General features: G+C 74.7%; 22 protein-coding genes and 1 pseudogene. 11 read left to right on the forward strand and 12 right to left on the reverse strand.

All coding sequences use genetic code 11. The features are described from left to right. Together GJV82_RS12150 and GJV82_RS12155 are read right to left on the reverse strand one after the other, a co-directional pair. Nucleotides 1–795: pseudogene (locus GJV82_RS12150) on the reverse strand (hypothetical protein); the annotation flags it as partial. Between the two features lie 66 nt (nt 796–861). Beyond that, a complete protein-coding gene (locus tag GJV82_RS12155) occupies nt 862–1,902 on the reverse strand; it encodes a Gfo/Idh/MocA family protein (protein WP_155099419.1) in 1,041 nt (346 codons plus the stop codon). A gap of 162 nt (nt 1,903–2,064) precedes the next feature. On the opposite strand from GJV82_RS12155, the gene GJV82_RS12160 reads away from it, so the two are divergent. Further along, on the forward strand, nt 2,065–2,778 hold the full coding sequence (locus GJV82_RS12160) for an HNH endonuclease family protein (protein ID WP_024841755.1): 714 nt from the start codon (nt 2,065–2,067) through the stop codon (nt 2,776–2,778). On the opposite strand, the gene GJV82_RS12165 is transcribed toward GJV82_RS12160, so the two are convergent. Beyond that, on the reverse strand, nt 2,691–4,985 hold the full coding sequence (locus GJV82_RS12165) for an MMPL family transporter (protein WP_318657583.1): 2,295 nt from the start codon (nt 4,983–4,985) through the stop codon (nt 2,691–2,693). The genes GJV82_RS12160 and GJV82_RS12165 overlap by 88 nt on opposite strands. 104 nt (nt 4,986–5,089) lie before the next feature. Here GJV82_RS12165 and GJV82_RS12170 point away from each other — a divergent pair, with 104 nt between their 5' ends. The 5 genes from GJV82_RS12170 (at nt 5,090) to GJV82_RS12190 (ending at nt 9,599) form a co-directional block, all read left to right on the forward strand. Further along, complete coding sequence (locus tag GJV82_RS12170; RefSeq protein WP_225873315.1) at nt 5,090–5,593, forward strand: MarR family winged helix-turn-helix transcriptional regulator; 504 nt, start codon at nt 5,090–5,092, stop codon at nt 5,591–5,593. Between the two features lie 9 nt (nt 5,594–5,602). Then, nucleotides 5,603–6,289: a lipoyl(octanoyl) transferase LipB gene (lipB, locus tag GJV82_RS12175; protein WP_024841752.1), complete on the forward strand. Its 687-nt coding sequence runs from the start codon at nt 5,603–5,605 to the stop codon at nt 6,287–6,289. Nucleotides 6,290–6,371: 82 nt separating this feature from the next. Beyond that, nucleotides 6,372–7,733: an MFS transporter gene (locus GJV82_RS12180; RefSeq protein ID WP_155099422.1), complete on the forward strand. Its 1,362-nt coding sequence runs from the start codon at nt 6,372–6,374 to the stop codon at nt 7,731–7,733. 104 nt (nt 7,734–7,837) lie between these two features. Next, a complete protein-coding gene (gene lipA / locus GJV82_RS12185; RefSeq protein WP_115942733.1) occupies nt 7,838–8,848 on the forward strand; it encodes a lipoyl synthase in 1,011 nt (336 codons plus the stop codon). A gap of 10 nt (nt 8,849–8,858) precedes the next feature. Continuing rightward, on the forward strand, nt 8,859–9,599 hold the full coding sequence (locus GJV82_RS12190) for a DUF4191 domain-containing protein (RefSeq protein ID WP_155099423.1): 741 nt from the start codon (nt 8,859–8,861) through the stop codon (nt 9,597–9,599). Between the two features lie 87 nt (nt 9,600–9,686). On the opposite strand, the gene GJV82_RS12195 is transcribed toward GJV82_RS12190, so the two are convergent. Further along, nucleotides 9,687–10,163, reverse strand: a complete 477-nt coding sequence (locus tag GJV82_RS12195; RefSeq protein ID WP_024841748.1) for an RDD family protein — start codon at nt 10,161–10,163, stop codon at nt 9,687–9,689. A 261-nt stretch (nt 10,164–10,424) separates the two neighbouring features. Here GJV82_RS12195 and glnA point away from each other — a divergent pair, with 261 nt between their 5' ends. Next, on the forward strand, nt 10,425–11,849 hold the full coding sequence (gene glnA / locus GJV82_RS12200; RefSeq protein ID WP_024841747.1) for a type I glutamate--ammonia ligase: 1,425 nt from the start codon (nt 10,425–10,427) through the stop codon (nt 11,847–11,849). Between the two features lie 93 nt (nt 11,850–11,942). Here glnA and GJV82_RS12205 read toward each other — a convergent pair whose 3' ends face one another. The 5 genes from GJV82_RS12205 to GJV82_RS12225 form a co-directional block, all read right to left on the reverse strand. Next, on the reverse strand, nt 11,943–13,631 hold the full coding sequence (locus GJV82_RS12205) for a flavin-containing monooxygenase (protein WP_155099424.1): 1,689 nt from the start codon (nt 13,629–13,631) through the stop codon (nt 11,943–11,945). Nucleotides 13,632–13,734: 103 nt separating this feature from the next. Continuing rightward, nucleotides 13,735–15,330 (reverse strand): SLC13 family permease, encoded by a 1,596-nt coding sequence (locus GJV82_RS12210; protein ID WP_155099425.1) that lies wholly within the window; start codon nt 15,328–15,330, stop codon nt 13,735–13,737. 101 nt (nt 15,331–15,431) lie between these two features. Next, entirely contained in the window at nt 15,432–15,815 is a 384-nt protein-coding gene (locus tag GJV82_RS12215) for a hypothetical protein (protein WP_115942735.1), read from the reverse strand. Nucleotides 15,816–15,818: 3 nt separating this feature from the next. Further along, a complete protein-coding gene (locus GJV82_RS12220) occupies nt 15,819–18,980 on the reverse strand; it encodes a bifunctional [glutamine synthetase] adenylyltransferase/[glutamine synthetase]-adenylyl-L-tyrosine phosphorylase (protein ID WP_318657584.1) in 3,162 nt (1,053 codons plus the stop codon). Beyond that, the gene (locus GJV82_RS12225; protein WP_155099426.1) at nt 18,977–20,314 is read right to left on the reverse strand and encodes a glutamine synthetase family protein; all 1,338 of its coding nucleotides are present in this window, start codon (nt 20,312–20,314) and stop codon (nt 18,977–18,979) included. The genes GJV82_RS12220 and GJV82_RS12225 overlap by 4 nt, the downstream gene beginning before the upstream one ends. A 116-nt stretch (nt 20,315–20,430) precedes the next feature. Here GJV82_RS12225 and GJV82_RS12230 point away from each other — a divergent pair, with 116 nt between their 5' ends. Together GJV82_RS12230 and panB are read left to right on the forward strand one after the other, a co-directional pair. Next, nucleotides 20,431–22,134 carry an NAD+ synthase gene (locus GJV82_RS12230; RefSeq protein WP_024841741.1) on the forward strand — a complete coding sequence of 568 codons (1,704 nt, stop codon included), beginning with the start codon at nt 20,431–20,433 and terminating at the stop codon, nt 22,132–22,134. A 53-nt stretch (nt 22,135–22,187) separates the two neighbouring features. Beyond that, nucleotides 22,188–23,036 (forward strand): 3-methyl-2-oxobutanoate hydroxymethyltransferase, encoded by an 849-nt coding sequence (gene panB, locus GJV82_RS12235; protein WP_155099427.1) that lies wholly within the window; start codon nt 22,188–22,190, stop codon nt 23,034–23,036. Nucleotides 23,037–23,052: 16 nt separating this feature from the next. On the opposite strand, the gene GJV82_RS12240 is transcribed toward panB, so the two are convergent. Both GJV82_RS12240 and GJV82_RS12245 read right to left on the reverse strand, forming a co-directional pair. Continuing rightward, on the reverse strand, nt 23,053–23,958 hold the full coding sequence (locus tag GJV82_RS12240; RefSeq protein ID WP_318657585.1) for an N-acetylmuramoyl-L-alanine amidase: 906 nt from the start codon (nt 23,956–23,958) through the stop codon (nt 23,053–23,055). Continuing rightward, complete coding sequence (locus GJV82_RS12245) at nt 23,955–24,176, reverse strand: hypothetical protein (RefSeq protein ID WP_024841738.1); 222 nt, start codon at nt 24,174–24,176, stop codon at nt 23,955–23,957. Before GJV82_RS12245 ends, GJV82_RS12240 begins: the two co-directional genes overlap by 4 nt. 68 nt (nt 24,177–24,244) lie before the next feature. Between GJV82_RS12245 and map the strand changes: the two genes are divergently transcribed. Next, entirely contained in the window at nt 24,245–25,156 is a 912-nt protein-coding gene (gene map, locus GJV82_RS12250) for a type I methionyl aminopeptidase (RefSeq protein WP_155099428.1), read from the forward strand. Beyond that, nucleotides 25,153–25,941 (forward strand): polyphosphate--glucose phosphotransferase, encoded by a 789-nt coding sequence (gene ppgK / locus GJV82_RS12255; RefSeq protein WP_155099429.1) that lies wholly within the window; start codon nt 25,153–25,155, stop codon nt 25,939–25,941. Before map ends, ppgK begins: the two co-directional genes overlap by 4 nt. Nucleotides 25,942–25,954: 13 nt before the next feature. On the opposite strand, the gene GJV82_RS12260 is transcribed toward ppgK, so the two are convergent. Next, nucleotides 25,955–26,320 (reverse strand): STAS domain-containing protein, encoded by a 366-nt coding sequence (locus GJV82_RS12260; protein ID WP_231492891.1) that lies wholly within the window; start codon nt 26,318–26,320, stop codon nt 25,955–25,957. Nucleotides 26,321–26,427: the final 107 nt, after the last annotated feature.

Genomic DNA, 26,427 nt, shown 5'->3' on the forward strand with positions numbered 1-26,427 from the left:
ACCCGGGTCGCGGCGCGCGCCCAGGGCGCCCGCCACGAGGCGAGCGGCCTCGGGCATCGTCACGGGTCGCGGCTCGACGGCGTCGTAGCAGCGCGCCGCGAACGTCCCGGCGGCGGGCCGGGCCTCGGGGTCCTCGCGCAGCGCGGCCGCGAGCTCGGCGTGCAGGGCGGCGAGGTCGCGCGCCTCGGCCGGGTCCTCCGGCCCGGCGTAGGACGGGTGGCTCGACGCGGGCGGCGGCACGAGACCGAGCACGAGACGCGCAAGGTCGCGCACGTCGTCGGCGCTCGTGCCGGTCGCGGGCGCCAGCGGTGGCCGCAGGACGGCACGACCGGCCGGGGTCACGCGCACGCACGCGGCGTCGAGGCCGCCGTGCACGCGCGCGTCGCGGTGCAGCGCGGCGAGCCCCTGCGCGACGGGCACGAGGACCGTGACGGCCTCGGCCGCCCGGAACGGCTCGCGCGCGGCCGCGAGCTCGTCGAGCGGCAGTCCGTCGACGTGGTCGACGAGCACCACGAGCGACGACTCCCCGGCCTGGAGCACGCCCCGCACGCCCGCGAGGTGCTCGTGGTCCTGCGACAGCGCGTCCAGGTGCTCGACGAGCGCGGCGCGCGCACCGGGCTCGGCCGGGACCTCGACGCGTGCGACCTCGCACACCGCACCCGTCGCGTCGGTCGCCACGACGCCCCCGGGCGCTCCGGGCTCGCGGCGCGGCGTCCACCCGGACGCCACGAGCACCGGGAGGACGTCGGCGGGCTCCGCGGGTGGTCGGGGACGGCGGGGGTGCGGCGACGGCATGCCCCCATCTCACCGTGCGCCGGGGGCGTGCGAGCCGTCGTCCACAGGACGGATCGTCTCGGCGGGTCAGACGTCGAGCAGGCGACCCTCGCGCGCGCTGCGGCGGGCGGCGTCGAGCACCTCGGCGGTCCGGACGGCGTCGTGCGGGTCCACGGGGACCGGGCCCCCGTCGAGGAGCCACGCCGCGACCGCGCGGTAGAAGTCCGCGTGGCCGCCCGGAGCCTGCGGCACGGGCTCGCGCTCGCGCCCGTGGGTCAGCCAGCCGAGCGTGCCCGCGGGGGCGACGTCGTCGAACACCTCGAACGGCGAGGCGTCGTTCTCGAACGTCGTGACGACGTACGCGCCGGCCGTCCCGAGCACGCGCGTCCGAGGGCCGGGCGCGCCGACGACGGAGCCGGCCCACAGCCGGCTCACGACCGTGTGCCCGTCGGCGTCCGGGGCGTGGTGGAGCACGAGGAAGACGTCGTCCTCGGTCGGGGTCGTGTGCGAGCGCAGCTCCGCGCCGACCCGCGTGACGCGCCCGAAGAGCTGGGTCGCCGAGTCCACGAGGTGCGGCCCCAGGTCGAGGAGGAGGCCGCCGCCGACGGGGTCGTTCTCCTTCCAGCGCTGCTGCGGCACCGGGCGCCAGCGCTCCCAGCGCCGCTCGAACGTGTGCACGCGACCGAGGTCGCCGCGCTCCAGCACGGCCTCCAGCGTGAGCTGCTCGGGGTCCCAGCGGCGGTTCTGGAACACCGTGAGCGGCGTGCCCGCCTCCTCGGCCGCCGCGACGACCGCGCGGGCCTCCGCCGCGCCGAGCGCGAGCGGCTTGTCCACGACGACGGGCACGCCCGCGCGCGCGAGCGTGGTCGTGTGGTCGGCGTGCAGGGCGGACGGGCTCGCGACCACGACGACGTCGTACGCGTCGCGGTCGGCGACGAGGCCCGCGAGGTCGTCGTGGAGACCCGCGCCGGGCCAGTCCTCGACGGCGGCCTCGCGGCGCTCGGGCGAGCGGACCACGACGGCCGTGACCTCGTGCCCGGCCTCGCGCACGAGGCGCGCGTGGATCCCGCGCCCCGCTCCCCCGTACCCGACGATCCCGACCCTGAGCGTGCGTGCGGCGCTGTCCATGGCGACCAATCTAGCCGCGCGTCGCGCCGGCGCCGGGAGGCTCCGCGACGTGGTCGGAGCACTCTCTCGGACCTGGCAGAATGTCGGCGTTGGTCCGGTATGGATCGCTGCGTACCGTCTCGCACGGGTCGGGCCGAGAATCGGTTTCGGGAAGGTCGTCCCTTGAGCACCACGAGCCGCCGAGTCCCTCGTCGGAGTGTCCTGCGCTACGTCCTCATCGCGCTCGCGTTCGCGATCGTCGTCGCGAACGTCGTCAACCAGCAGTCGGTCGCCGCGGACGACGCGCCCGACCCCTCCCCCGGCAGCGCGCTCGAGGCGCTCTCCCGGCTGGAGGTCAAGGGCCCGGGCCCCGACACCGGCTACGAGCGCGCGCTGTTCGGGCCCGCGTGGGCGGACGTCGACGGCAACGGGTGCGACACGCGCAACGACATCCTCACGCGCGACCTCACCGACATCACGTACTCGACGCGCGGCGACGTGTGCGAGGTGCGCACCGGGACCTTCCAGGACCCGTACACCGGCGAGACGATCGACTTCCGCCGGGGCAACGCGACGAGCATGGCCGTCCAGATCGACCACGTCGTCCCGCTGCTCGACGCATGGCGCAAGGGCGCCCGGACCTGGGACGACGAGACGCGTCGGCAGTTCGCGAACGACCCGCTCAACCTGCTCGCGTCCGACGGCCCGGCCAACCAGTCCAAGGGGGCGCGGGACGCGTCGGCGTGGCTCCCCCCGAACCACGCCTTCCGCTGCCCGTACGTCGCGCGCCAGATCGCGGTGAAGACCGCCTACGAGCTCGCGGTCACCCCGTCGGAGTCGGAGGCGATGGCGCGGGTGCTCGAGGACTGCCCGGCCGAGCCGCTCCCCGCGGGCTGATCGGGGGCTCCCGGCCCGCGGTCGAGCCGACCGAGCGCGCTCGGCCACCACGCGCGCCGCCCGACGTCGTGCACGAGGGCGGGCACGAGCAGCGACCGCACGACGAGCGTGTCGACGAGGACGCCGAACGCCACGATGAAGGCGAGCTGCGCGAGGAACAGCAGCGGGATGATGCCCAGCGCGGCGAACGTCGCGGCCAGCACGACGCCCGCCGACGTGATGACGGACCCCGTGACCGCGAGACCCCGCAGCACGCCCCGGCGCGTCCCGACCCGCAGGCTCTCCTCCCGCACGCGCGTCATGAGGAAGATCGAGTAGTCGACCCCGAGCGCGACGAGGAAGCAGAAGGCGTAGAGCGGCACGGCCGGGTCGGCGCCCGGGAAGTCGAGCACGTGGTTGAACACGAGCGCGGCGACGCCCAGCGCGGCCCCGAACGACAGCACGTTCGCGAGCATGAGCAGCACCGGCGCGAGCACGGACCGCAGGAGCAGGACGAGGATCAGCAGGATCACGACGAGCACGACGGGCACGATCACCCGCAGGTCGCGCTGCCCGGCGAGCTGCGTGTCGAGCCGCTCGGCGGCCGCGCCGCCGACCAGCGCGTCGGGGGACACGTCGTGCACGGCGTCGCGGAGCGCGGAGACGGTCTCCACCGCCTCCTGGCTGTCCGACGGCGCGTCGGTCGTGACGTCGACCCGCACCTGCCCGTCGACGACGAGCGGGTCGCCCTGGGCGGGCGCCCCGGGCGCGACGGCGGGCTGGTCGGTGACGGGCGTCGCCGCCGCGACCCCGGCGGTGCCCTCGGCGGCCGCGACGACCGCGTCGAGGTCCGCCTCCGGCGCGATCACGGTGGCGGGCTGCGCGGACACGCCCTCGAAGTGCGCGGTGAGCGCCTCCTCGCCCGCGACGGAGTCGACGTCCGCGAGGAAGACCTCCGAGTCGCCCGTCCCGTCGGCGTCGAGCGTCGGGACGAACGCGGCGCACGCGGCGAGCACGACGGCCGTCGCGATCCACACGCGACGGTCGTGCCGGCCGACGAAGCTCGCGACGCGCGACCACACGCCGTGACCCTCGATGCTCACGCTGTTCTCGCTCTCGGGCGTCGCGGCGGTGGCCGCGTCGTCGTGCGCGGCGTGGTCGCCGTCGTACCGGGGCATGCGCGGCCAGAACAGTGCGCGGGACCGCTGCCCGGCGACGAGCAGGAGCGCGGGCAGGAGCGTGAGCGCCGCGACGAACGCGGCGCCGATGCCGATCGCCGCGACGGGCCCGAGGCTGCGGTTGGACGACAGGTCGGACAGGAGCAGGCAGAGCAGGCCCGCGACGACGGTGCCGGCGCTCGCCGCGATCGGCTCGACCGAGGCCCGCACGGCGCGGCGCAGCGCCGTGGCCGTCGACCGGACGAGGCGCAGCTCCTCGCGGTAGCGCGCCACCACGAGCAACGAGTAGTCGACGGCGGCCCCGACGACGAGGATCGACAGGATGCCCTGGGACTGCCCGTTGAGCGTCAGCACGTCCGCCGCCGCGAGCTCGTAGACGACGAGACCGGCGAGGGTGAGCGCGAGCACGGCCGTGAGGATGACGATGAACGGCAGGATCGGCGAGCGGTAGACGACCGCGAGGATGACGAGCACCGCGCCGAGCGCGACGAGCAGGAGCACGGTGTCGATCCCGCCGAACGCGGTGACGAGGTCGGCCACGAACCCGGCGGGCCCGGTGACCCGGACGTCGAGCGCGGTGTCCGCGAGACCACCCGCGGACGACCCCTCGGCGGCGAGGTCGCGCAGCGCGCCGACGGCGAGCTCGCTCACGCTGTCCTCGTCGGCGCCGATCCGGTCGGACGCGACGGACGCGTCGAGCGACACGACGACGAGCGCCGCCTCCCCGTCCTCCGACGGCACGAGCACGGGGTCGGCGACGGAGACGTCGCCCACGGTCGCGGGCTCGTCGCCCGACGTGCCCTCGAGCGGGGCGCCGGGGAGAGCCTTCGCGTAGGCGTCGAGCGCGGCCAGGTCGTCGGGCGTGAGCGCGCCACCGTCCCGGGAGGTCGCGACGACGAGCGCCGGCAGGGTCTCGGAGTCCGTGAACTCCTGCGCGACCTCCGCGGCCCGCGTGGACTCGGCGCTCGCGGGCAGGAACGCCGCGGCGTCGTTGGTCTGGACGCTGCTCAGCCGGCCCTGCGCCTGGCCGCCCAGGGCGCCGATGGCCATCCAGAGACCGATGACTGCGACAATGACCAGTCCGCGGAGGAACCCGCTCGTCCTATTGCTCAGCATGCTGAGGAATGGTGCCATGGTGCTGGGAGGTTTGCACGTTGGAGTACTCACCGAGCGACAGCACCGGGCCGTACGCCGGCCCGGACGTCGGCGACCCCGCGCCCTCGGACCCCCGGGAGTGGGCGACCGGGCGACTGCTGTTCGCCGTCGCGCGCCGGATCGAGCGGGAGTGGAACGCCCACCTCGGCCGGTGGGACCTCAACCACGCCGGGTTCCCCGTGCTCATGCACCTGCTCGGCGGGCCGCAGTCGCAGCGCGCCCTCGCCGACGAGTCGGGTGTGACCGAGCAGACGATGAGCCGGATCGTGGCGCGGCTCGAGCGCGCCGGGTACGTGACGCGCACTGACGACCCGGCCGACCGCCGTCGTCGCCTCGTCGCGATCACGACGGACGGGCGCGAGGCAGGGCTCGCCGCCGCGCGCCGTCGTCCCGCCGAGGAGCTCGCGACGCGCGGTCTCGGCGACGAGCAGGTCGCCGCGCTGCGCGAGGCGCTGCTCACACTTCTCGAGACCCTGCCCCGCTCCCCCCACGACGAGGACTAGCCTGTCCGGATGGACCTGCTCGCGCTGCCGGGGATCACGGACTACCACGCGGCCTGGGAGCTGCAGCGGACGGTGCACGACGACGTCGTCTCGGCTGCTCGGCCCGACACCCTGATCCTCGTGGAGCACCCCGACGTCTACACCGCCGGGCGCCGGACCAACCGCTCCGAGCGGCCCGACGACGGCACGCCCGTCGTGGACGTCGACCGCGGCGGGAAGATCACGTGGCACGGGCCCGGCCAGCAGGTCGTGTACCCGATCGTCCGGCTCGTCGAGCCCGTCGACGTCGTCGCGTACGTGCGCGCGCTCGAGGAGGCCGTCATGGCCGTCTGCGCGCGCCTCGGGCTCGCGACGATGCGCGTCGAGGGGCGCAGCGGCGTGTGGGTCGCCGCGGACGAGACGCGCCGCGAGCGCAAGGTCTGCGCGATCGGCGTGCGCGTCGCGCGCGGCGTGACGATGCACGGGCTCGCGCTCAACTGCGACCCGGACCTGTCGCGCTTCGACCGGATCGTCCCGTGCGGCATCGAGGACGCCGACGTGACGTCCCTCACGGCCGAGCTCGGGCGCGACGTCACGCTCGCCGAGGTCGCCCCGCTGCTCGTGGCGGCCCTGGAGGACGCGCTCGCTCCGCTGCTCGCCGCGAGCGCCGCCCCGGCGCCCGCCCCCGACGCCCCGCAGGACGCGCTCGCGGGCTAGGCTGGTCGCACCAGGGAACGTTCGCGCGCCGGAGTACGGGTGGGTCGGCGCGCGGTAGGACGTACCCCGAGGACCGCACCGCATGACCACCACCGTCGCGCGCCCAGCGTCGCCCGACAGCGCCGCCGCGCCGTCCCCCCTTCCGCCGCCGCCCGCGGCGCCTCTCCCCGCAGCCCCGGCCCGCACCGGCTACGCGCGCCTGCCGCAGCTCGCGGGGCGCGCGTTCCTCCCGGTCGCCTTCCTCGCCCGGCTCCCGTTCTCGATGCTCACGATCGGGACGCTGCTGCTCGTGACGTCGACCACGTCGTCCGTCGCGCTCGGCGGGCTCGCGTCGGCCGCGACGGCGCTCGGGACCGCGGTCGGGGGCCCGACCCAGGGCGTCCTCGCCGACCGCGTCGGCCAGCGCCGCGTCCTGCTCGTGTGCGTGCCCCTCGCGACGCTCGCCGTGCTCGGCCTCGTGCTCGCGGCCTCGACCCCCGGCGCGACGGCGGCCGTCCTGGTGGCCGCCGCGGCGACCGGCGCGAGCGCTCCGCAGGTCGGCCCGCTCGCGCGCGTCCGCTGGCTGCGGCTCGCCCACGCCGAGCCGCGGACCGTGGGCGCCGCGATGAGCTACGAGAGCACGGCGGACGAGGTGAGCTTCGTGCTCGGCCCCGCGCTCGTCGGCGTGCTCGCGTCCGCGGGCTCGCCGCAGGCCGCGGTCCTCGCGGCCGCAGGCGGCATCGCCGTCTTCGGCACGGCGTTCGCGCTCCACCCCACGGCGCGCGCCGCCGCACCGCACGCGCCAGACGCCGAGCCGGCACCCGGGACGACGGACGCACCGGTGGGCGCGATGCCCGCGCCCGCGACGCCCCGGGTGGGCACGGCGGCGCTCGTGCGGCGCGAGGGCGTCGCGCTCGTCGGCATGCTCGCGATGGGTCTGCTCTTCGGCGGGACGCAGGCCGCGCTCACCGCGCTGACCCGCGACGCGGGCGTGCCCGGCAGCGCCGGCCTCGTGTACGCCGTGATGGGCGTCGGCTCGGCCGTGACGGCGCTCGCCGTCGTCGCGCTCCCCCGCCGCTGGGGCCTGCGCGGCCGCTGGGTCACGTTCGCCGCCGGGCTGCTCGCCGGGACGCTCGCCCTCGTGCTCGCGGCCGCCGGCGGCTCGCTCGCCGCGGTCGTCGTCGCCGTCGCCGCGACGGGCCTGTTCGTCGGGCCGGTCATGGTCACGGTGTTCACGGTCGCCGGCGAGCGTGCGCCCGCCGGGCGGACCGCGGCGGCGATGACGCTCGTCGCGAGCGCGAACGTCGTCGGCGTCGCGATGGGCGCGTCGGGCGGCGGTGCCCTCGCGGACGGCGTCGCGACGACCGCCGCGTTCGCCCTGCCCGTCGTCGCGGCGGCCCTGCTCGTCGTCACCGGGGTGTCGTTGACGTCACGTCCACAGGTCGACCGCGACCGCGTAGTCTGACCGGAGTCCGGCGTCGTACCCGGGCGCGCGCACCCACCGTGCGCCGCCCACCCGCCTGCTCGGCGACGTCGGCTCTCACTCGCCACGACGACCGGGAGACACCCGTGACGATCGCACCAGAAGGACGGCGCATGCTGCGGGTCGAGGCCCGCAACGCCGCGACGCCGATCGAGAAGAAGCCCGAGTGGATCAAGACTCGCGCGACCATGGGCCCGGAGTACTCCGAGCTCAAGGGACTCGTGAAGCGCGAGGGTCTGCACACGGTCTGCGAGGAGGCGGGCTGTCCCAACATCTTCGAGTGCTGGGAGGACCGCGAGGCGACGTTCCTCATCGGTGGCGACCAGTGCACGCGGCGGTGCGACTTCTGCCAGATCGACACGGGCAAGCCGGCCGACTTCGACGCCGACGAGCCGCGCCGCGTCGCGGAGTCCGTCCAGGCGATGGGCCTGCGCTACTCCACCGTCACGGGCGTCGCGCGCGACGACCTGCCCGACGGCGGCGCCTGGCTCTACGCGGAGACGGTCCGCCAGATCCACGCGCTCAACCCGGGCACGGGCGTCGAGCTGCTCATCCCGGACTTCAACGCGATCCCCGAGCTCCTCGACGAGGTGAACGACTCGCGCCCGGAGGTGCTCGCGCACAACCTCGAGACCGTGCCGCGCATCTTCAAGCAGATCCGCCCCGGCTTCCGGTACGAGCGCTCGCTGTCGGTGCTCACGCGCGCCCGCGAGGCCGGCCTCGTCACGAAGTCAAACATCATCCTCGGCATGGGCGAGACGATGGACGAGGCGAAGGAGGCGCTGCAGGACCTGCACGACGCCGGCTGCGACCTCGTGACCATCACCCAGTACCTGCGCCCGTCGCTGCGTCACCACCCGGTCGACCGGTGGGTCAAGCCCGAGGAGTTCGTCGAGCTCTCCGACGCGGCCGAGGAGATCGGCTTCCTGGGCGTCATGTCGGGTCCGCTCGTGCGCTCGTCGTACCGCGCGGGCCGGCTGTGGGGCCAGGCGATGACGCGTCGCGGCATGCAGGTCCCCGAGGCGCTCGCGCACCTCGCGGAGCCGACGACGTCGCGCCAGGAGGCCGCGAGCCTGCTGGCCCGCGCGCCCCACTAGACTGAGCGGCATGGCCCGCAAGAACTCGGACAGCACCGGCGCGCCCGCCGGCGAGCAGGTCGCGAAGCAGAAGAAGCCCAAGAAGCAGCGCTGGTACCACCAGGTGTGGGCCGCGTACCAGATGACGCGCAAGCAGGACCCCGCGGTCACGTGGGTCATGCTCGCGGTGTTCGTCGGGATCCTCGTGGTCGCCCTCGGGATCGGCCTGTGGTGGGGACAGTGGGTCTACACGCTCATCGTCGGCCTGCCGTTCGCGGCGCTCGGCGCGATGTTCGTCCTGACCCGTCGCGCCGAGCGTGCGGCGTACCAGCAGATCGAGAGCCAGCCGGGCGCGTCGCGCGCCGCGCTCGGGACGATCCGTCGCGGCTGGACCTTCGACGAGGAGCCCGTCGCGATCGACCCGCGCACGCAGGACCTCGTGTTCCGCGGCGTCGGCCGCGCGGGCGTCGTGCTCGTCAGCGAGGGCCCCGCGCACCGCGCCAAGCGCCAGCTCGAGGCGGAGCGCAAGCGCGTCGCGCGCGTGCTGCCCAACGTGCCCATCACGCTCATCCAGGTGGGCGACGACGAGGGCCAGGTCGCGCTGCCCAAGCTGCCGCGCACGGTGCAGAAGCTCAAGCCGACGCTCACCAAGCCCGAGACGGCCGAGGTGTCCAAGCGTCTGCGGGCGCTCGGCGTCTCGCGCCTGCCGATCCCCAAGGGCATCGACCCGACGCGCGCCCGCCCCGACCGCAAGGGCCTCAAGGGTCGCTGACCCGCACCGCACGCACGACGACGCCCGGCCGGGCGAGGTCTTCCCTCACCGGCCGGGCGTCGTCGTCTGCGGGCGACGCCGCCACGGTCAGGTGCGGACGAGGACCGTCCCGGCGGCGCGGTCGTGCAGGCCGCGGCCGTCGGAGTCCCACACGACGGCCGGGATGACGAGGCACAGGAGCACCGTGCGCAGCACGCCGCGGCCGATGCCGACCATGCGCGCGGGCTCGGCGAGCCGCCGCACCCGCATGCCCATGAGCCGGTGGCCGACGGTGAAGCCGAGCGTGCTCACGAGCAGGACGTTCTCGATCGCGAAGACCAGCGGCTGCGCCCACACGGGCAGCGCGGAGATCCCCTCGAAGAAGCCCGGCACGGCCGGACGGAAGAAGAGGAAGGCGACGAGGGTGGCGAGCACCCAGTCCACGAGCAGCGCGACGACGCGCCGCCCGAGCGTCGCGAGCGACCCCGGGCCCTCGGGCGGGAGGCCGAGCCTCGCGCCGCGTCCGCCCTGCTGACCGCCCGGGGTGCCCTCGAGCCACGAACCCATGTCCTCGCGTGAAACCACGGGACAAGGGTACGTGTCGCGGGGTGGACGGCCCCGACGGCGCCGGGCCGGGCGGCGGTATCGTGCCGAACGGCACACCGCCAGCCGGCGGCTGCCGCGCGCCCTCGCGTAGCACGACCGTCACACGGGGACGCGGGACGTAACACGACCGAAACAATGGGTACACGGCGGGGAAACCGCCTCGGCCTAGGTTCGTGGGCGCCACGACAGCGGCAGGTTCGCCGCGCAGCCCGACGGCACCACCCGATCAAGGAGCAACGGATGTTCAACAACGCGGAGGAGGCAATCGCCTTCACGCGGAACGAGGGCGTCGAGTTCGTCGACGTCCGGTTCTGCGACCTGCCCGGCATCATGCAGCACTTCAACATCCCCGTCTCGCAGTTCGACGAGTCGGCGTTCGAGGACGGCCTGATGTTCGACGGCTCGTCGATCCGCGGCTTCCAGGCGATCCACGAGTCCGACATGAAGCTCGTGCCGGACGTCAAGACCGCGTTCGTGGACCCGTTCCGCAAGCGCAAGACGCTCGTCGTGAACTTCTCCATCGTCGACCCGTTCACGGGTGAGCCGTACTCGCGCGACCCGCGCAACATCGCGGCGAAGGCCGAGGCGTACCTGCGCTCGACGGGCATCGCGGACACCGCGTTCTTCGCGCCCGAGGCCGAGTTCTACGTCTTCGACGAGGCACGCTTCGCGACGAACCAGCACTCGAGCTTCTACCACCTCGACTCGGTCGAGGCGGCGTGGAACACCGGTCGCGAGGAGGAGGGTGGCAACCTCGCGTACAAGACGCGCTACAAGGGCGGCTACTTCCCCGTCTCCCCGTCGGACCGCTTCGCGGACCTGCGCGACGACATGGTCGCGTCCCTCGAGACGGTGGGCCTGTCCGTCGAGCGCGCGCACCACGAGGTGGGCACCGCCGGCCAGCAGGAGATCAACTACCGCTTCAACACGCTGCTCCACGCGGCCGACGACCTGATGAAGTTCAAGTACGTCATCCGCAACGTGGGCTTCGAGGCCGGCAAGTCGGTCACGTTCATGCCGAAGCCGATCTTCGGCGACAACGGCTCGGGCATGCACTCGCACCAGTCCCTCTGGAAGGACGGCGAGCCGCTGTTCTTCGACGAGAAGGGCTACGGCGGCCTCTCGGACATCGCCCGCTGGTACATCGGCGGTCTGCTCAAGCACGCGCCGGCGCTGCTCGCGTTCACCAACCCGTCGGTGAACTCGTACCACCGCCTCGTGCCGGGCTACGAGGCCCCTGTCAACCTCGTCTACTCCGCGCGCAACCGCTCCGCGTGCATCCGCATCCCCGTCACGGGCTCGTCGCCCAAGGCGAAGCGCGTCGAGTTCCGCGTGCCGGACCCGTCGAGCAACCCGTACCTCGCGTTCGCCGCGATGCTGCTCGCCGGCATCGACGGCATCAAGAACCGCATCGAGCCGCCGGAGCCGATCGACAAGGACCTCTACGAGCTGCCGCCGGAGGAGCACGCGCAGATCGCGCAGGTCCCCGCCTCGCTCGGTGAGGCGCTGGACGCGCTCGAGGCCGACCACGAGTTCCTCACGCAGGGCGACGTGTTCACGCCGGACCTCATCCAGACGTGGATCGACTACAAGCGCACCAACGAGATCGACCCGATCCGCCTGCGCCCGCACCCGCACGAGTTCGAGCTCTACTACGACATCTGACGGGCGGGCCCCAGGGCCCTGCCGCGGATGACCGGGAACGGCGTCCGACCGCACGCACCGCGTGCCGGTCGGGCGCCGTTCGCCGTGCTGCGGTCAGACCGCCGGGCGCACGGCCTCGGGTGCGGCGTCCGCAGCCGGCACGTGGGCCGACGGCAGCCCCGACCCCGGGCGGAACCCGGCGTAGTGCTCGGCCTCGGCGCGCGCGCACTCGTCCTGGTAGACGTGCCCGCCGCCGAGGTACACCGCCATCTCCTCGCGCTTGCCCGGGACGTTGCCGCCGAGGAACCACGCGCCGGCCTTGCGGCCCTCCTCGTACATGACGGTGGCCCGGGCGGCGCGGTCGACCTCGGCGCGCCACCACTCCTCCGCCTCGCGCGTCGCCTCCAGCTGGGCGATGTCGTTCTCGCGCGCGTACGCGATCGCGCGCTGCAGCCACTGCGCCCCGCGCTGCACCGGGACCGTGAGGTTGGACAACGGCGTCTGGGGGCCGAGCGACATGAAGAAGTTGGGGAACCCGTGGACGGAGATGCCGAGGTAGGTCCGCAGGCCGTCGCGCTCCCAGCGCTCGCGCAGCGTGACGCCGTCGCGCCCCACGACGTCGAACGCCGTGAGCGCACCCGTCATGGCGTCGAACCCGGTGGCGAGGACGAGCACGTCGAGCTCGTGCTCGTCGTCCCCGACGACGACGCCGCGGGGCGTGACACGCGTGATCGGCGTCCTGAGCACGTCGACGAGCTCGACGTTGTCGCGGTTGAACGCGGCGTAGTACCCGTGGCCGGTGGGTGGGCGCTTGCCCATGAAGGTGTAGGTCGTGGGGCTGAGGAGCTCGGCGGTCCGGGGGTCGTCGACGATCTCGCGGATCTTGCCGCGCAGGAACTCGGAGGCGAGGGCGCTCGCCTCGGGGCTCGAGACGAGGTCGGTGAAGCACTCGTTGGCGAACCGGAAGCCGCCCGCCTCCCAGCGCGACTCGAACACGCGGCGGCGCTCGTCGTCGTCGACCTCGAGCGCCGACCGCGTCGGGATCTCCATGGGCACCCCGAACGGGTGGCGGCACGCGCGCTCGAAGACCTCGTCGTAGCGCGCGCGCAGCGCCGCGAGCTCGTCCTGCGTGACGGGCGGGCTCGTCGTCTCCAGGACGTAGTTGGGGGTGCGCTGGAAGACGGTGACGTGCGCGGCCTCGGCGGCGAGCTCGGGCAGCATCTGGATGCCGGACGCCCCGACCCCGACGAGGCCGACCCGCTTGCCCGCGAGCGACACGCCCTCGTGGGGCCACCGCGCGGAGTGGTACGTCGGCCCGGCGAACGTCTCGAGCCCGGGGATGCGAGGGATCACGGGCCGCGACAGCAGCCCGGTCGCGGACACGAGGTACGTCGCGTGCAGCCGTGATCCGTCGTCGAGGGTGACGGTCCACCGGTTCGTCGCGCCGTCGTGGTCGGCGCGCTCGACGCGGGTGCCGAGACGGATGTCGCGGCGCAGGTCGAGCCGGTCGGCGACGAACTCGAGGTACGCGCGGATCTCCCCGCCGCGCGGGTACCGCTCGCTCCAGTCCCACTCCTCGCGCACCTCGCGGGAGAACGAGAACGCGTAGGCGAGGTACTCGGAGTCGGTCCGCACACCGGGGTACCGGTTGGCCCACCACGTGCCACCGATCCCGGCGGCGGCGTCGACCACGAGCACGCGCAGCCCGATCTCGCGCAGGTGGTGCAGCATCGCGAGCCCTGAGTACCCGGCCCCGATCACGACCGCGTCGTACGTCTCGCCGTCGCCTGTGGTGGTGGTCATGCGGGACTCCCCGTGTCGGTCCGTCAGGACGCCGCGGGCGTCCGCCCGGCGACGCGACATACCGTGCCACGGGCGGGCGCGTCGTGCGCGCCGGACGGCGCGCTCAGAACGGCCAGACGACCGGCACGTACAGGACCGCGGCGACGAGGAACAGCAGGGCGAGGGGCAGGCCGAGCCGCCAGTAGTCGCCGAACCGGTACCCCCCGGGCTGCAGCACCATGAGGTTGACGGGCGTGGCGATCGGCGTGAGGAACGCGGCCGCGCCCGCGACGGTGAGCGCCATCATGAACGGCTGCGGGCTGGTTCCGAGGCTCTGCGCGAACGACAGCGCGACCGGCGCCATGACGAGGACGGTCGCGACGTTCGAGATGAACTGGCCGAGCACGATCGTCAGGACGCACACCACGAGGAGCGCGAGCCGCGGCGACCCGTCGCCGACGACCGCGAGCACCGCGTCCGCGATCTCCTCCGCCGCCCCGGACGACACGAACGCCCCGGAGAGCGGGATGAGGGCCGCGATGAGCACCACGGTGTCCCACGAGATCGCGCGGAACGCCTGCGGGACGGTGACGACGCGCGCGAGGACGAGGGCCCCGGCCGCGAGCAGGCCCGCGATCACCGGCGGGACGACGCCCGTCGCGAGCAGGACGATCGTCACGACGAGCACCGCGAGGCAGCGCCGCCAGCCGCGCCCGAGCGGCACACCGCGCTGAAGGCTGCGCGACGAGTCGACGGCGATGACGTCGGGCGACTGCGTGTACCGGTGGAGCGCGTCCCACGGGCCGCGCACCAGCACGGCGTCGCCGGGCTGGAGCGTCATCGCGCCCGACGGCTCGTCCGAGCTCGGGTCGGTCGACCGGCCGTCGCCGCGGCGGAGCGCGACGACGACGAGGTTCTCGTCGCGCGTGGTCATCCCGGGGCTGACGATGCGCCCGCTGAGGGTCGAGCGCGGCGCGATGACCACCTCGACGACCCCGACGCCCCCGGTGAACAGGCGCCGGGGGTCGAGGTCCGCACCGTAGTTCTCGCGCCACGTGCGCACCCGCTCGCGCGGGTCCGCCGCGGGCTCGGCGAGGCGCTCCGGCACGCGCTCGGGCAGCAGCCGGTCCCCCAGCGTCACGACGAGCACCGCGGTGACGAGGACGAGCGGCAGCCCGACGAGCGCGAACTCGAAGTACCCGAACTCGCGACCGCCCGCCTCGGCGGCCGCCTCCGAGACGATGATGTTCACGGGCGTGCCCGTGAGGGTGAGCAGCGACCCGGCCCCGGCGGCGAACGCGAGCGGGACGAGCATGCGCGACGGCACGATGCCGGCGCGCGCCGCCGCGACGACGGCGACGGGCAGGAGCGCCGCCACGGCCCCGTTGATGCTGATCACGGCCGCGAGCAGAGCGGTGACCCCGACCATGAGCGCGAGGAGCCCGGCCCGTCCGAGCGACGCGCGCCGTTCGAGCCACTGCCCGATCCACGCCGTCACCCCTGTGGAGTCGAGGGCCTCGCTGAGCACGAACAGCGTCGCGATGAACAGCACGATCGGGTCGCTGAACCCTGCGAGCGCCTCGTCGAGCGGGAGCACGCCCGTGGCCCACAGCGCCACGGGCACGAACAGCGCGACGACGACGAGCGGCAGACGGTTGGTCATGAAGCCGACGACTGCCAGCGCCAGGACGACGAACGTCGCGACCGTCGGATCGATCATGCGCACTCCCGGACGTCTCGGCCGTCGCCACCCCGCGACGTCACGATGCCACATCCCGCGCGCGGCCGGCGCGCCCCCAACGGCCGTGGCCCCCTGCGCGGTCAGGCACGCTCGCCCCGCGCGACGAACGCCGCCCCCACGAGCAGCAGGACGAGCGCCGCGACCACGAGGCCGAGGAGCGCGAGCGCGCGGGTCCCGCGCACGGGACCCGCGTCCACGAGGCGCGCGCACGCGGCGCACGCGAGCGCGGCCAGCGCCCACGCCGCCGTGCCCCCGAGGGGCTCGGGTCGGCGCCAGACGACCGCCAGCACGACGGCGAACACCGTGAGCGCCGCCGCGACCCACGCCGCCCCGCGCAGCCGCCACGCGAAGAACGACCCGCCGCGCGCGGCACGGTCCGGGGACGGCGCGGCGGGGGTGCGGAGCGCACGCGGCTCGTGCCGCGCGTGGAGCCCGGGGCCGGGTGGCTCGCGGCGGCGGGCCACCGGTCAGTCCTCGCCGTAGAAGAGGCGCTCCATGACGGCGCGCGCCCGCCGGGCCGTGCGCAGGTAGTGGTCCTCGAGCTCGGCGCCCGTGTCGACGTCCGGGAGGTCGAGCACGCGCGCGAGGCCGGTGAGCGCGAACCGGTCGTGCGGCAGCACGTCGACCGTCGTGCCGGTCGTGCGCCCCGACCACAGCACGAGCGCGCTGCGCAGCCGCGAGGCGAGGAGCCACGCCTCGCCGAGGACCGCGGCGTCGTCCTCGGCGACCAGGTCGGCGGCCACGGCGGCGTCGAGCGCCTCGACCGTCGACGTGGTGCGCAGCGCCTCGACCGCGTGGGCGTGCTGGAGCTGGAGCAGCTGGACGGTCCACTCGACGTCGGACACTCCTCCGCGCCCCAGCTTGAGGTGCCGCGACGCCTCGACGCCGCGCGGCAGCCGCTCGGACTCGACGCGCGCCTTGATGCGGCGGACCTCGCGGAGCTGCGCGAGGTCGAGCCCGCCCGCGGGGTACCGGCGCCGGTCCACGGCGGCGGCGAACCGCTCGCCGAGCCCGGCGAGGTCGCCGGCGACGGGGCGGGCGCGCAGGAGCGCCTGGGCCTCCCACACGCTCGACCACCGCTCGTAGTACTCGGCGTACGAGGCGAGCGAGCGCACGAGCGGGCCGTTGCGCCCCTCGGGGCGCAGGTCGGCGTCGACGGGCAGCGCGGGCTCGGGCCCGACGGCGGACAGGAGCTGGCGCAGCCGGGTCGCGACCGCGAGCGCGTAGGCCTGCGCGTCGCGCTCCGCGGCGCCGGGCACCGGGTCGTGCACGAACATCACGTCGGCGTCCGAGCCGTAGCCCATCTCGCGTCCCCCGAGCCGGCCCATCGCGACGACGAGCATGCGCGCGGGCGCGGAGCCGACGTCCTGCGGGTCGTGGCCGAGCTCGTCGCGCGCGACGAACTCCGCGATCCGCAGCGCGCCCGCGAGCACGACGTCGGCGGCGTCGGAGATGCTGCGCGCGGCCTGCACCGCGTCGACGACGCCGAGCAGCTCGGCCGCCCCGGTGCGCGCGAGCTCGCGCCGTCGGACGGCGCGCAGGCTCACGGTCGCGGGGTCGACCTGGTCCGCGCGCGTGAGGATCGCGTCGGTCTCGGCGGCGAGGCGCGCGATGCCGCGCGGGGCGAGGTCGGCGTCGGACGCGAGCCAGCGCACGGACTCCGGCGAGCGCGCGAGCGCGTCGGCCATGTACCGCGAGTTCGACAGCAGGTGCGCGAGGCGCTGGGCGGCGGACCCGGAGTCGCGCAGGAGCTTGAGGTACCAGTGCGTCGTCCCGAGCGTCTCCGACAGCGTCCGGAACGCGAGCAGGCCCGCGTCGGGGTCGGCGCCCTCCGCGAACCAGCCGAGCATGACGGGCAGGAGCTGGCGCTGGATCGCCGCGCGCCGGCTGACGCCCTCGGTGAGCGCCGTGACGTGCCGCATGGCGCCCGCCGGGTCGCGGTAGCCGATCGCGGCGAAGCGCGCCTTCGCGGCCTCGGGCGCGAGGCTCACCTCGTCCGGGGAGAGCTGCGCGACCGCGGGCAGGAGCGGGCGGTAGAAGATCTCCTCGTGCAGGCCGCGCACCTCCCGGCGCGTCGCGCGCCAGCGCTCGCCCAGCCCGGACGCGCCCTCGGCGCGCATCCCGAGCGAGCGCGCGAGGCGCCGCAGCTCGTCCTCGGCGGTCGGGACGAGGTGGGTGCGGCGGAGCCGGAAGAGCTGGATGCGGTGCTCGAGCGAGCGCAGGAACCGGTAGCAGACCCCGAGCCGGGCCGCGTGCTCGCGTCCCACGTACCCGCCGGCGGCGAGCTCGCCGAGCGCGGTGAGCGTGCTGCGGCTGCGGATCGACTCGTCGGCGCGACCGTGCACGAGCTGGAGGAGCTGGACCGTGAACTCGACGTCGCGCAGGCCGCCCTTGCCCAGCTTGAGCTGGCGGTCCGCCTCCGCCGCGGGCACGTGGTCCTCGACGCGGCGGCGCATCGCCTGCGAGTCCTCGACGAAGTTCTCCCGGCCCGCCGCGGACCACACGAACGGCGCGATCGCGTCCTCGTACGCACGCCCCAGGTCCCGGTCCCCCGCGACCGTGCGCGCCTTGAGCAGCGCCTGGAACTCCCACGTCTTGGCCCAGCGCTCGTAGTACGCGACGTGGCTCGCGAGCGTGCGCACGAGCGGGCCCTGCTTGCCCTCGGGCCGCAGCGCCGCGTCGACCTGCCACAGCGCGGGCTCCCCGGACGTGCCCGAGCACACGCGCGCGAGGCTCGTCGCGAGCCGCGCGCCGACCGTCGTCGCGTGCTCCTCGTCCTGGCCGTCCGCCGGCTCGACGACGTAGATCACGTCGACGTCCGAGACGTAGTTGAGCTCCCGCGCCCCGCACTTGCCCATGCCGATGACGGCGAGGCGCACGCCCGCGCCGTGGTCGTCGAGCTCCGCGCGCGCCACCGCGAGCGCGCCCTCGAGCGCGGCGGCCGCGAGGTCGGCGAGCGCCGCCCCGACGGCCGGCATCCGCGTGAGGGGGTCGGGCACGGTGAGGTCGGTCGCCGCGATCCGCAGGATCCGCTCGCGGTAGGCGCGGCGGAGCGCGTCGACGCGCTCGGGGCCGGGCGCGTCCGCGACGGGCACGGCCGCGTCGGGGTCCGCGCCCACGGCGCGCAGCAGCTCGGCGCGCACGTCGCGCGCGTCCACCCCGGTCCCGGGGGCGGGGTCGGCGACGACCCGCAGCAGCTCCGGGCGCCGGACCAGGTCGTCGCCGAGCGCCACGGAGGCGCCGAGCACGGCGAGCAGGCGCTCGCGGGCTTGTCCGGGACGCAGGCACGTGCGCGCGAGGTCGGCGAGCGGGCCGCGCGCCTCGACCTCGGGGCGCAGCGCGCCCGCGAGACGCACCACCTGCAGGAGCGCGAGGTCGGGGTCCGCGGCGGACCCGAACGCCGTGAGCAGCTCGTCGTCGACGGCCTGCCCCGCGTCCGTGGCACCCCCGCCGTCCGCGGCCTGCGCGTCCGGCCGCGCGCCGCCGTCGAGCAGCAGCGCGAGGTCGGCGTCGGCGAGCAGGCTCGCGGACCGCGAGATGTCGGCGAAGCCGACGCGCGCGAGGCGACCCGTGAGCGTCGGCCGGCGGGACCCGCCGGACCGACCTGACGTCGTCGTGGACCCGCTCACAGGACCTGGAGGAACCGCTTCAGCTCGAACGGCGTCACCTGGGCGCGGTAGCCGTCCCACTCCTGCCGCTTGTTGCGCAGCACGAAGTCGAAGACGTGCTCGCCGAGGGTCTCGGCGACGAGCTCGGACTTCTCCATGACGGAGATCGCCTCGTCGAGCGACTGCGGGAGCGGCTTGATGCCGAGCGCACGGCGCTCGGCGTCGGTGAGCTCCCACACGTCGTCCTCGGTCTCCTCGGGGAGCTCGTAGCCCTCCTCGATGCCCTTGAGCCCCGCGGCCAGCATGACCGCGAACGCGAGGTACGGGTTGGCGGCCGAGTCGAGCGCGCGGTACTCGACGCGGCTCGAGTTGCCCTTGCCCGGCTTGTACATGGGCACGCGCACGAGCGCGGAGCGGTTGTTGTGGCCCCAGCACACGTAGCTCGGCGCCTCCGCGCCGCCCCACAGGCGCTTGTACGAGTTGACGTACTGGTTCGTGATCGCGGTGATCTCCGCCGCGTGCACCAGCAGGCCCGCGATGAACTGGCGCGCCGTCTTCGACAGCTCGAACTGGGCGCCGGGCTCGTGGAACGCGTTGCGGTCGCCCTCGAACAGCGACAGATGCGTGTGCATGCCCGAGCCGGGGTGGTCCGCCATCGGCTTCGGCATGAACGACGCGAACACGCCCTGCTCGAGCGCCACCTCCTTGACGACCGTGCGGAACGTCATGAGGTTGTCGGCCGTGGTGAGCGCGTCGGCGTAGCGCAGGTCGATCTCGTTCTGGCCCGGACCGGCCTCGTGGTGGGAGAACTCCACCGAGATGCCCATCGACTCGAGCATCGTGATCGCGGCACGACGGAAGTCGTGCGTGCTGCCGCGCGCGAGGTGGTCGAAGTACCCGCCCTGGTCGACCGGGACGAGCGGCGACTCGGCGTCGGCCGGCTGGTTGAACAGGTAGAACTCGACCTCGGGGTGCGTGTAGAACGTGAACCCCTTGTCGCTCGCCTTCGCGAGCGCGCGCTTGAGCACGTTGCGGCTGTCCGCGAGCGACGGCTCGCCGTCCGGCGTGAGGATGTCGCAGAACATCCGCGCGGTGCCGTGGCGCTCGCCGCGCCACGGGAGCACCTGGAACGTCGTCGGGTCGGGCCGCGCGATCATGTCGGCCTCGTACACGCGCGTGAGGCCCTCGATCGAGCTGCCGTCGAACCCGATGCCCTCGGCGAACGCCGACTCGAGCTCCGCCGGCGCGACCGCGACCGACTTGAGCATGCCGAGCACGTCGGTGAACCAGAGCCGGATGAAGCGGATGTCGCGCTCCTCGACCGTGCGGAGCACGAACTCCTGCTGCCTGTCCATGCGGTACATCCTGCCTGATCCGTGTGACGAACGGGTGACACGGTCGTGTGGCGGACGTCGCGCGCCGCGACGCCCCCGCGCACGAGCCGCGCGCGCCGCTCGTCTAGGGTGGACGCATGGCTGATCTGCGCGTCGCGCTGGCACAGGTCGACACGTGCGTGGGGGACCTCGACGGCAACGCCGCGCTCGTCCTCGAGCGCACCCGCGAGGCGGCGACGGCGGGCGCGCAGCTCGTCGCGTTCCCCGAGATGACCCTCACCGGGTACCCGATCGAGGACCTCGCCCTGCGCGCGTCGTTCCGTCGCGCGGCGTGGGACGCCGCCGCGGACATCGCGGCGCGCCTCGGCGCCGAGGGGCTGGGCGGGATCACGGTCGTGCTGGGCACGGTCGGGACGTCGGGCGCCCCGCGCGGCGCGGGCGCCGCCGAGCGCGAGGCGTCGGGCTCGCCCGCGGACCTCCCGACGAACCGCGCGGTCGTGCTGCGCGACGGCGTGGTGCAGGCCGCGTACGACAAGCACCACCTGCCGAACTACGGCGTGTTCGACGAGTTCCGCATCTTCGCGCCCGGCGAGACCACCACGGTCGTCGAGGTCGAGGGCCGCCGCGTGGGCGTCGCGATCTGCGAGGACATCTGGCAGGAGGGCGGCCCGGTCGCCGAGATGGCCACGCTCGACGAGGCGGGGAACGGGCTCGACCTGCTGCTCGTGCTCAACGGCTCCCCGTACGAGGAGGGCAAGGGCCACGTCCGCACCGACCTCGCCGCGCGGCGCGCGCGCGAGGTGAGCGCCCCCGTCGCGTACGTCAACCTCGTCGGCGGCCAGGACGACCTCGTGTTCGACGGCGGCTCGTTCGTCACCGACGCGACGGGCGCCGTCGTCGCGACCTCCCCGCAGTTCGTCGAGGACCTGCTCGTGTGGGACCTGCCGGCCGACGGTGCGCCGCGCGGCCCGCGCGCGCCCGAGCTGCACCCCGACGAGGAGGTCTACCGCGCGTGCGTCACGGGCCTCGCCGGGTACGTGCGCAAGAACGGCTTCCGGTCCGTCGTCCTCGGCGTCTCGGGCGGCATCGACTCCGCGCTCACCGCAGCGATCGCCGCCGACGCGATCGGGGGCGAGAACGTCGTCGGTGTCTCCATGCCGTCGCGCTACTCCTCGGAGCACAGCAAGGACGACGCCGCGGACCTCATGAAGCGGCTCGGCGGGGACTACCGCGTCCAGCCCATCGCGCCCATGGTCGAGGCGTTCCAGGGCGAGCTCGAGCTCGAGGGCGTCGCGGAGGAGAACCTCCAGGCGCGCGTGCGCGGCGTCGTCGTCATGGCGATCTCGAACCGCGAGGGACACCTCGTCATCGCGCCCGGCAACAAGTCCGAGCTCGCCACGGGCTACGCGACGATCTACGACGCGGGCAGCATCGGCGGGTTCGCCCCGCTCAAGGACGTCGACAAGTCGCGCGTGTGGCAGCTCGCGCGGTGGCGCAACAACCTCGCGGTCGACCGCGGCGAGATCCCGCCGATCCCCGAGTCGTCCATCACCAAGCCCCCGTCGGCGGAGCTGCGGCCCGGCCAGACCGACCAGGACTCGCTGCCGCCGTACGACCTGCTCGACGAGGTGCTCGACGCGTACATCGAGCACGCCGAGGGCCGCGCGGAGCTCCTCGCGCGCGGGTTCGACCCGGAGGTCGTCGACAAGGTCGTCACGCTCGTCGACCGCGCCGAGTGGAAGCGCCGCCAGTACCCGCCGGGCCCCAAGGTCACCGCCCTCGCGTTCGGCCGCGACCGCCGCCTGCCCATCACCAACCGCTGGCGCGAGCCCGTCGACTGACGCCGCCACCCCGCGCGTCGCCCGACCCGTCCCCGTACCCAGGAAAGGCCGTCATGTCTGCTCACACCGCCCCCGAGCCCGCCCCGACCGGCGGCACGGGACAGCGCCGCTTCCGCGTGCACCACCTCGCCGAGGCGAAGGCGCGCGGCGAGAGGATCACGATGCTCACCGCGTACGACGCGGTGACGGCACGGATCTTCGACGACGCGGGGATCGACCTGCTGCTCGTCGGGGACTCGATCGGCAACACGATGCACGGTCACGCGACGACGCTGCCGGTCACGGTCGACGACCTCATCCCGGCGGCGCGCGCCGTCGCGCGCGCGGCCCGGCGTGCGTTCACCGTCGTCGACCTGCCGTTCGGGTCGTACGAGGCCGGCCCGGAGCAGGCGCTCGCCACGGGCGTGCGTTTCCTCAAGGAGGCGGGCGTGAGCGGCGTCAAGCTCGAGGGCGGTCGCCGTGTCGCGCCGCAGATCCGCGCGCTCACCGACGCGGGCATCCCCGTCGTCGGGCACCTCGGCTTCACGCCCCAGTCGGAGAACCTGCTCGGCGGCCCGCGCGTGCAGGGCCGCGGTGACGACGCGGCCGAGCGCCTGAGCGAGGACGCGCTGGCCGTCGCCGAGGCCGGCGCCGTCGCGGTCGTGCTGGAGATGGTCCCGGTCGAGGTCGCGGCGCGCATCACCGAGATCCTGCTCGTCCCGACGATCGGGATCGGCGCGGGCGCCGCGTGCGACGGCCAGGTGCTCGTGTGGACGGACATGGCGGGCATGACCGACTGGTCGCCGCGGTTCGCCAAGCGGTACGCGGAGATCGGCGCGGCGCTCGGGCAGGCCGCCGCCGACTACGCCGCGGACGTGCGCGCCGGGACGTTCCCCGACGAGGCGCACAGCTTCACGCGCTGACCGGGTCCGGGCGGCGTCAGCCGTCCGCACCCGCCCACGCGGTGATCCCCGCCGCGACGGCGTCGGCGTAGCGCTGGCGACCCTCCTCGGACTCCATGACGGCCGCCTCGTCGGGGTTGCGCATCTCGCCGAGCTCGAGCATGACCGCGGGTCGCTCCGCGTGGTTGAGCGTCGCGAGGTCGGCGCGCCGCTGGAGCGGCCCGTCGTCGGCGGCGACCGTCGACGACGGCGCGAACCCGGCCGCGCCGAGCGCCGCCACGAGGTCGTGCGCGAGCGCGACGCTCGGCTCCCCCTGCGCCCCGTGCACGGGCGGGTCCGCCACGATGGCGAAGAACCCGTGCGCGCGGCGGTCCGACGTGCCGTTCGCGTGGAGCGACACGAGCAGGTCCGCGCCCTCCTCCTGGGGGAGACGCCCGCGCGCGTCGACGCACGGGCCCACGCCCGCGTCGTCGGGCCGCGTGAGCACGACGACCGCGCCGAGCTCGGCGAGCCGCGCCGCGAGCCGCCCGGCCACGTCCCACGTGAACGCGTGCTCGGGGTAGCCGGCGTCGGTGGACGCGCCCACGGTGTTGCACGCCTTGGTGCCGCCGCGGCCGTCGGGAACGGGCGCGTTGACCGTGAGCGGGTTCGCGCCGTTGCCGCCGTTGTGCCCGGGGTCGACGGCGACGGTGAGCCCTGCGAGCGGGGGCGGCGGCGCCGTCTCGGTGACCTCCGGCTCCGGGGCGGCCGTCGTGGGGTCGGGCGCGGGCGCCGAGGCGACGGCGTCCCCCGAGGGCGCGACCGTCGTCGTGCCGCCCCCGGAGCCCGCCCGGACCTGCAGCGCGAGCAGGAACGTCAGCGCGCCCACGGCGAGCCCTGCGAGGAGCAGGCCGAGGCGTCCCGACCAAACGCGCGCGCGGCCGGGAGGCGGGGCGTGCGTCACTCGCCGCGCTCGCGGCGCTCTTCCTCGTCCCAGGCCTCCGACCGCTCGCGCGCGGTCTGCAAGGCCCGCTCGGCGGCCTCGCGCGTCGGGTACGGCCCCATGCGGTGCGACCACGAGCCGCTCGGGCCCCGGTGCACCTCGCCGGTGCGGGTGTCGTAGTAGTACTCGCCCTCGACAGCGGGCTCGCCGCCGTCGGTGAAACGTGATCCGGTGCTCATGCCCCGATCCTCCCCCATCCTCGCCCGCGCGGCCGTCCGCGACGCCCCGCCTTCGTAGACTGGCCGGCATGAACCCGAGCCCGTCCCCCGTCCCGCCCGACGCCGCCGCTCCCCCGCGCGCACGACGCCGCGGACCGCTCGTGCCGGGCGTCGTCGGCCCGCGGCGCGAGGTCCCGGCGTCGATCGAGCGCCCGGAGTACGTGGGACGGCCCGGCCCGCGCCCGTTCACCGGGAGCGAGGTCAACGACCCCGAGACCGTGGAGCGGATCCGCGTCGCGTCGCGGCTCGCCGCGCAGGCGCTCGTCGAGGTCGGTCGGCACGTCGCCCCCGGCGTCACGACCGACGAGCTCGACCGCGTCGGGCACGAGTTCCTGGTCGACCACGGCGCGTACCCGTCCACGCTCGGCTATCGCGGGTTCCCCAAGTCGCTGTGCACGTCGCTCAACGAGGTCGTGTGCCACGGCATCCCGGACTCCACGGAGCTCGTCGCGGGCGACATCGTCAACGTCGACGTCACCGCGTACGTCGGTGGCGTGCACGGCGACACGAACGCGACGTTCACGGTGGGCGAGGTCGACGAGGAGTCGGCGCTGCTCGTGGAACGCACGCGCGAGGCTCTCGCCCGGGGCGTCAAGGCCGTCGCGCCCGGACGCCAGATCAACGTCGTCGGGCGCGTGATCGAGCGGTACGCGGCCCGCTTCGGCTACGGCGTGGTGCGCGAGTACACGGGCCACGGCGTGGGGCGCGCGTTCCACTCGGGGCTCGTCGTGCCGCACTACGACGCGGCTCCCGACCACGCGACGGTCATCGAGCCGGGCATGGTCTTCACGATCGAGCCCATGCTCACGCTGGGCACGTCCGAGTGGCGGATGTGGGACGACGGGTGGACGGTAGTCACCGCGGACGCGTCGCGGACCGCGCAGTTCGAGCACACGCTGCTCGTGACCGACGACGGAGCGGAGATCCTCACACTGCCATGAACGCTCACCACGACTCGTCCGACCGCTCCGCCGACCGCCCCCGCGTCGCCTTCGGCATCGACGTCGGCGGCAGCGGCATCAAGGGCGCCCCCGTAGACCTCGCCACCGGCGAGTTCGCGCAGGAGCGGCGCCGCATCCCGACGCCCCAGCCCTCGACCCCGCAGGCCGTCGCGGAGGTGATCGCCGAGCTCGTGGGCGCCTACGACCTCCCGCAGGACGTCCCCATCGGCGTCGCGTTCCCGGCCCCGCTCCAGCACGGCGTCGTCCGGTTCATCGCGAACCTCGACAAGTCGTGGACCGGCGTGGACCTGCCCGCGCTCGTCGCGCGCGAGACCGGGCGCCGCGTCGTCGCCGTCAACGACGCCGACGCCGCCGGGGTCGGCGAGGTGCGGTACGGCGCCGCGCGCGACGCGGACGGCGTCGTCCTCGTGGCCACGCTCGGCACGGGGATCGGCAGCGCGATCGTCGTCGAGGGTCACCTGCTGCCCAACACCGAGCTCGGACACCTCGAGATCGACGGGTACGACGCCGAGACGCGCGCGTCCGACGCCGCGCGCGACCGCGAGGACCTGGACTGGGCGCAGTGGGCCGAGCGGCTGCAGCGCTACTTCGGCGTGGTCGAGGACCTGCTCTCGCCCGACCTCATCGTGGTCGGCGGCGGCGTGAGCAAGAAGCACGAGCACTTCCTGCCGCTGCTGCAGCTGCGCGCGCCGATCGTGCCCGCGCAGCTGCGCAACGCGGCCGGGATCGTGGGCGCGGCGTCGCTCGGGGCCGACGCGCACTGAGGGGCGGCGCCCGTCAGCTCGTGGTGACCTCGTGGCGGTCGGTGCCGAAGATGTCGATGACGCCGAGCATCTCGAGGACGTCGGTCACGACGGTGGGCGGGTTGCGCAGCGTCACCGACAGGCCCTCCTCGGAGCCGATCGTGTAGAACTGCACGAGGAACGCGATGCCCGTGGAGTCCATGAACGTCACCTTCGACGTGTCGATGACCACGGGCACGTCCCGTTCGAGAGCGTTCGCGAGCGCTGCGCTCGCCTCGCTGCGGAGGGCGACGTCGATCTCGCCCCACATGTCCACGACGCTCGCCTCGGGCTCCTCGAGCAGCCGGATGCCGCCCGTCCCCGACTCGGTGTCGTTCCGCTCCAGCTCTTGCACCAACACTGCCCCGCCCTTCGTCCCGCCCTGCCCTCGCCCACCCCGACGAGTCCCGCGCCTCCTGCATGACGCACCGACCGGTCGGCTCCTGCCCTCGTACGTCGTCGGGCGAG

The sequence above is a fragment of the Cellulosimicrobium composti genome, assembly GCF_009711085.1.
Classification (GTDB): Bacteria; Actinomycetota; Actinomycetes; order Actinomycetales; family Cellulomonadaceae; genus Cellulosimicrobium; species Cellulosimicrobium composti.

Excerpts from the sequence above, each read along its gene's own strand:
- GJV82_RS12245 (WP_024841738.1), bottom strand. The coding sequence starts at position 24,176 with ATGAGCACCGGATCACGTTTCACCGACGGCGGCGAGCCCGCTGTCGAG.
- panB (WP_155099427.1), top strand. The coding sequence starts at position 22,188 with ATGTCTGCTCACACCGCCCCCGAGCCCGCCCCGACCGGCGGCACGGGA.
- GJV82_RS12205 (WP_155099424.1), bottom strand. The coding sequence starts at position 13,631 with ATGACCACCACCACAGGCGACGGCGAGACGTACGACGCGGTCGTGATC.
- GJV82_RS12190 (WP_155099423.1), top strand. The coding sequence starts at position 8,859 with ATGGCCCGCAAGAACTCGGACAGCACCGGCGCGCCCGCCGGCGAGCAG.
- ppgK (WP_155099429.1), top strand. The coding sequence starts at position 25,153 with ATGAACGCTCACCACGACTCGTCCGACCGCTCCGCCGACCGCCCCCGC.
- GJV82_RS12180 (WP_155099422.1), top strand. The coding sequence starts at position 6,372 with ATGACCACCACCGTCGCGCGCCCAGCGTCGCCCGACAGCGCCGCCGCG.
- GJV82_RS12210 (WP_155099425.1), bottom strand. The coding sequence starts at position 15,330 with ATGATCGATCCGACGGTCGCGACGTTCGTCGTCCTGGCGCTGGCAGTC.
- GJV82_RS12225 (WP_155099426.1), bottom strand. The coding sequence starts at position 20,314 with ATGGACAGGCAGCAGGAGTTCGTGCTCCGCACGGTCGAGGAGCGCGAC.
- GJV82_RS12155 (WP_155099419.1), bottom strand. The coding sequence starts at position 1,902 with ATGGACAGCGCCGCACGCACGCTCAGGGTCGGGATCGTCGGGTACGGG.
- glnA (WP_024841747.1), top strand. The coding sequence starts at position 10,425 with ATGTTCAACAACGCGGAGGAGGCAATCGCCTTCACGCGGAACGAGGGC.
- map (WP_155099428.1), top strand. The coding sequence starts at position 24,245 with ATGAACCCGAGCCCGTCCCCCGTCCCGCCCGACGCCGCCGCTCCCCCG.
- GJV82_RS12230 (WP_024841741.1), top strand. The coding sequence starts at position 20,431 with ATGGCTGATCTGCGCGTCGCGCTGGCACAGGTCGACACGTGCGTGGGG.
- lipB (WP_024841752.1), top strand. The coding sequence starts at position 5,603 with ATGGACCTGCTCGCGCTGCCGGGGATCACGGACTACCACGCGGCCTGG.
- GJV82_RS12165 (WP_318657583.1), bottom strand. The coding sequence starts at position 4,985 with ATGGCCATCGGCGCCCTGGGCGGCCAGGCGCAGGGCCGGCTGAGCAGC.